General features: G+C 74.6%; 4 protein-coding genes. 2 read left to right on the top strand and 2 right to left on the bottom strand.

The annotated features are described in order from the left end of the window. On the top strand, positions 1–556 hold a 556-nt coding region (locus FV222_RS20370), incomplete at its 5' end, for a DUF1800 family protein (RefSeq protein WP_147815501.1). 9 nt (positions 557–565) lie between these two features. Next, positions 566–1,768 carry a DUF1501 domain-containing protein gene (locus tag FV222_RS20365; RefSeq protein WP_147764373.1) on the top strand — a complete coding sequence of 401 codons (1,203 nt, stop codon included), beginning with the start codon at positions 566–568 and terminating at the stop codon, positions 1,766–1,768. A 9-nt stretch (positions 1,769–1,777) separates the two neighbouring features. On the opposite strand, the gene FV222_RS20360 is transcribed toward FV222_RS20365, so the two are convergent. Continuing rightward, a complete protein-coding gene (locus tag FV222_RS20360) occupies positions 1,778–3,025 on the bottom strand; it encodes an allantoate amidohydrolase (protein ID WP_147764374.1) in 1,248 nt (415 codons plus the stop codon). A gap of 3 nt (positions 3,026–3,028) precedes the next feature. Then, positions 3,029–3,513, bottom strand: a 485-nt coding sequence (locus FV222_RS20355; RefSeq protein ID WP_147815500.1) for a M20/M25/M40 family metallo-hydrolase, incomplete at its 5' end; no start/stop codon positions are given.

The raw sequence follows: 3,513 nt of genomic DNA, 5'->3' as shown, positions 1-3,513 counted from the left end.
GCTCGCGACCTATGTCCTGGGGACCCCGCCCCCGGACGCCCTGGTGGCGCGGCTGGCGCAGGTCTTCACCCGCAGCGACGGCGACATCGCCGCCGTGCTCGACGCGCTGGTCCACGCGCCCGAGTTCGCGGCCTCCCTCGGGGGCGGGTTCAAGGACCCGGTCCGGTACGTGCTCTCGGCCGTGCGCCTCGCCTACGACGACCGGACGATCCGCAACACCCTGCCGGTCCAGGGCTGGCTCAACCGCCTCGGCGAGGGCCTGTTCAACCGCTCGACGCCGGACGGCTACCCGCTCGGCGCCGCCGCCTGGAACGGGCCGGGGCAGATGACGACGCGCTTCGAGATCGCCCGGCAGATCGGGTCGGGCTCCGCCGGCCTGTTCAAGCCGGCCCCCGGCCTGCCCGACGAGCCGGCCTTCCCGCTCCTCCAGAACGGGCTGTACTTCTCGACCCTGTCGGCGACGCTGGGCGCCCCGACCCGGGACGCCCTCGCCCGCGCCGTCTCCCCGCAGGACTGGAACACCCTGTTCCTGTCCGCCCCCGAATTCATGCGCTGAAGGCCGCCCATGGACCCGCGCGACCCGCACCGCCGCCACCTGATCCGAGCCTCCCTCGCCCTCGGGCTCTCGACCGTCGCCGGCCGGGTCTGGGCCGCGCCGAAGGCGGATGCGCGCCTGCTCGTGGTGTTCCTGCGCGGCGCCTACGACGCGGCCAACGTCGTGATCCCGACGGGCGGCGACTTCTACTACCGCGCCCGGCCGACCCTCGCGGTGGCGCGGCCGGACCCAGCCAACCCGGCGGCGGCCCTGGCCCTCGACGCCGACTGGAGCCTGCACCCGAGCTTGCGCGACACGATCCTGCCGCTCTACGCCAAGGGGCAGGCCGCCTTCGTGCCGTTTTCGGGCACCGACGACCTCACGCGCAGCCATTTCGAGACCCAGGACACGATCGAGCTCGGGCAGACGGTCGGCGCCGCCCGCGACTACAATTCGGGCTTCATGGCGCGGCTCGCCGCCGAGCTGACGCGGGTGCGCCCGATCGCCTTCACCGAGCAGATCCCGCTGATCTTCCGCGGGCCTGAGACGGTGCCCAACATCGCGATCAACGGGGTCGCCAAGCCCGGCGTCGACGCGCGCCAGGCCGGGCTGATCACGGCGATGTACCGCGACACGCCGCTTGGCGCGGCGGTGGCCGAGGGGTTCCGCGTGCGCGACGCGGTCTACCAGTCGGTCTCGGAGCATCAGGCCGAGGCGGATCGCGGCGCCGTCTCGCCGAAGGGCTTCGAGCTCTCGGCCCGGCGCATCGGCCGGCTGATGCGCGAACAGTTCAACCTCGGCTTCGTCGACGTCGGCGGCTGGGACACGCACGTGAACCAGGGTGCGGCCACCGGCTACCTCGCCGACCGGATCGGCGAGCTCGGCCGCGGGCTGTCGGGCTTCGTCGAGGAGGTCGGCCCCGCCTGGAACGACACGGTGGTGGTCGTGCTCTCCGAGTTCGGCCGCACCTTCCGCGAGAACGGCAACCGCGGCACCGATCACGGGCACGGCAGCGTCTACTGGGTGCTGGGCGGCGGGGTTCGCGGCGGCCGCATCGCCGGGCCGCAGGTGCGGTCCGACGAGGCGCACCTGTTCCAGAACCGGGATCACCCGGTGCTCACCGACTACCGCAGCCTGCTCGCCGGGCTGCTGCGGCGCCTCTACGGGCTCGATCCGGCGAGCCTCCGGCGGGTGTTCGCGGACGCGGCGCCGGCCGACCTCGGGCTGGTCTGATCCGCGGCGCTACCCCGCCCGCTGCGCCAGGAACCCGCGAACCGTCCCGAGCAGCACCCGGGTCCCGGCCTCGATGTCGGGCAGGCTCGCGAACTCGGCCGGGTTGTGGCTGACGCCGCCGCGGCAGCGCACGAAGACCATGGCGATCGGCGCGATCGCCGCCACCGCCATGCCGTCGTGGCCGGCCCCGCTCGGCAGCGACAGGACGGGATGGCCCTCGGCGACGATCGCCGCCTCGACCAGCGCCGTCATGCCCGGGTCGCAGGGCACCGCCTCCGCCTCGTGCAGGAGGGCGATGCCGAAGCCGAGCCGGCGGCGGAGCGCGATGCGCTTGCAGGCGCCGTCGATGTCCGCGAGGGCGGCGTGCCGCTGCGCGTCGTCGGGCGCGCGCAGGTCCAGGCTGAACTTGGCCTGGCCCGGGATGGTGTTGACCGCGCCGGGCAGCGCCTGGATGCGCCCGACGGTGCCGACGAGGTGTTCCTCGCTGCGGCAGCGCGCCTCGATCGCCAGGATGCATTCGGCGGCGCCCGCGAGCGCGTCGCGGCGTTCGGTCATGGCGACGGTGCCGGCGTGGCCGGCTTCGCCCGACAGGGTGATCTCCAGGCGGCTCGCCCCGCTGATCGCTGTGACGAGGCCGACGGGCAGCCCCTCGCGCTCCAGCATCGGCCCCTGCTCGATGTGGAGCTCGACGTAGCCGAGGATCTCGTCCGGGCGCCGCGCCGCGCCCGGCACCGCCTTCGGGTCGAGGCCGTATTCGCGCATCGCGGCGGCGAGCGTCGTGCCGGCGGAATCGAGGGTGCGGAGCGCCGCCGGGTCGAGATGGCCGGCGAAGGCCCGGCTGCCGGTGAGGGTGGCGGCGAAGCGCACGCCCTCCTCGTCGGCGAAGCCCACCACCTCGATCGCGACCGGCGGAGGGCCTTCGCGCAGCAGCGCCGCGACGCAAGCGATCCCGGCGACGACGCCGAGCGGCCCGTCGTAGCGGCCGGCGTTGCGCACGGTGTCGAGGTGCGAGCCGATCACCAGGGCCGGGCCGCCGGGCTCGCGGCCCTCGACGCGGCCGATCAGGTTGCCGACGGCGTCGCGGTGCACCCGCATCCCGGCCTCCTGCATCCAGCCCGCGACCAGGACCTCGGCCCGCGCCTGCTCGGGGGTGAGGTAGAGGCGGGTGATCGCGCCGGGCTCGGCGCTGATCTGGGCCAGCGCGTCGAGCCGCTGCTGGATGCGGGGGGCGAACGCCTGCCGGGTCGGGGCCTCCACGGATCAGGCCTTCGGCGCGTTGGCGAGGGTCAGCACCGTCTGCAGCAGCACGTCGGCGCCGGCGGCGCAGTCGGCCTGCGTCGCCGACTCCGATTCGTTGTGGCTGACGCCGTCCTTGCACGGCACGAAGATCATCGCGGTCGGGACCCGGCCCGCGAGGTTGCAGGCGTCGTGCCCGGCGCCCGAGACCATGCGGCGGCGCGAAAGGCCCAGGCTTTCGGCCGCGGCATCCACCGCCGCGATCACGCCCGGATCGAACGGCACCGGCTCCTTGCGCCAGATCCGCGCGAGGTCGACGGCGAGGTTTCGCCGTTCGGCGATCGCGGGGAGGCTCGCGCGCAGCTCCGCCTCGATCGCGTCGAGGACCTCCGATTTCGGGTCGCGCACGTCGAGGGTGAAGCGCACCAGCCCCGGCACCACGTTGCGGGAGGGGGCGCCGATCACGGCCTCGCCGACGGTCGCGACGGCGGTGGGCGCGTGCGCGCGTG

This window comes from Methylobacterium sp. WL103 (genome assembly GCF_008039885.1).
GTDB classification, from domain to species: Bacteria; Pseudomonadota; Alphaproteobacteria; order Rhizobiales; family Beijerinckiaceae; genus Methylobacterium; species Methylobacterium cerastii.
Note: the sequence above shows the minus strand (reverse complement) of the source record. Positions and strands in the feature narration are given on the sequence as shown.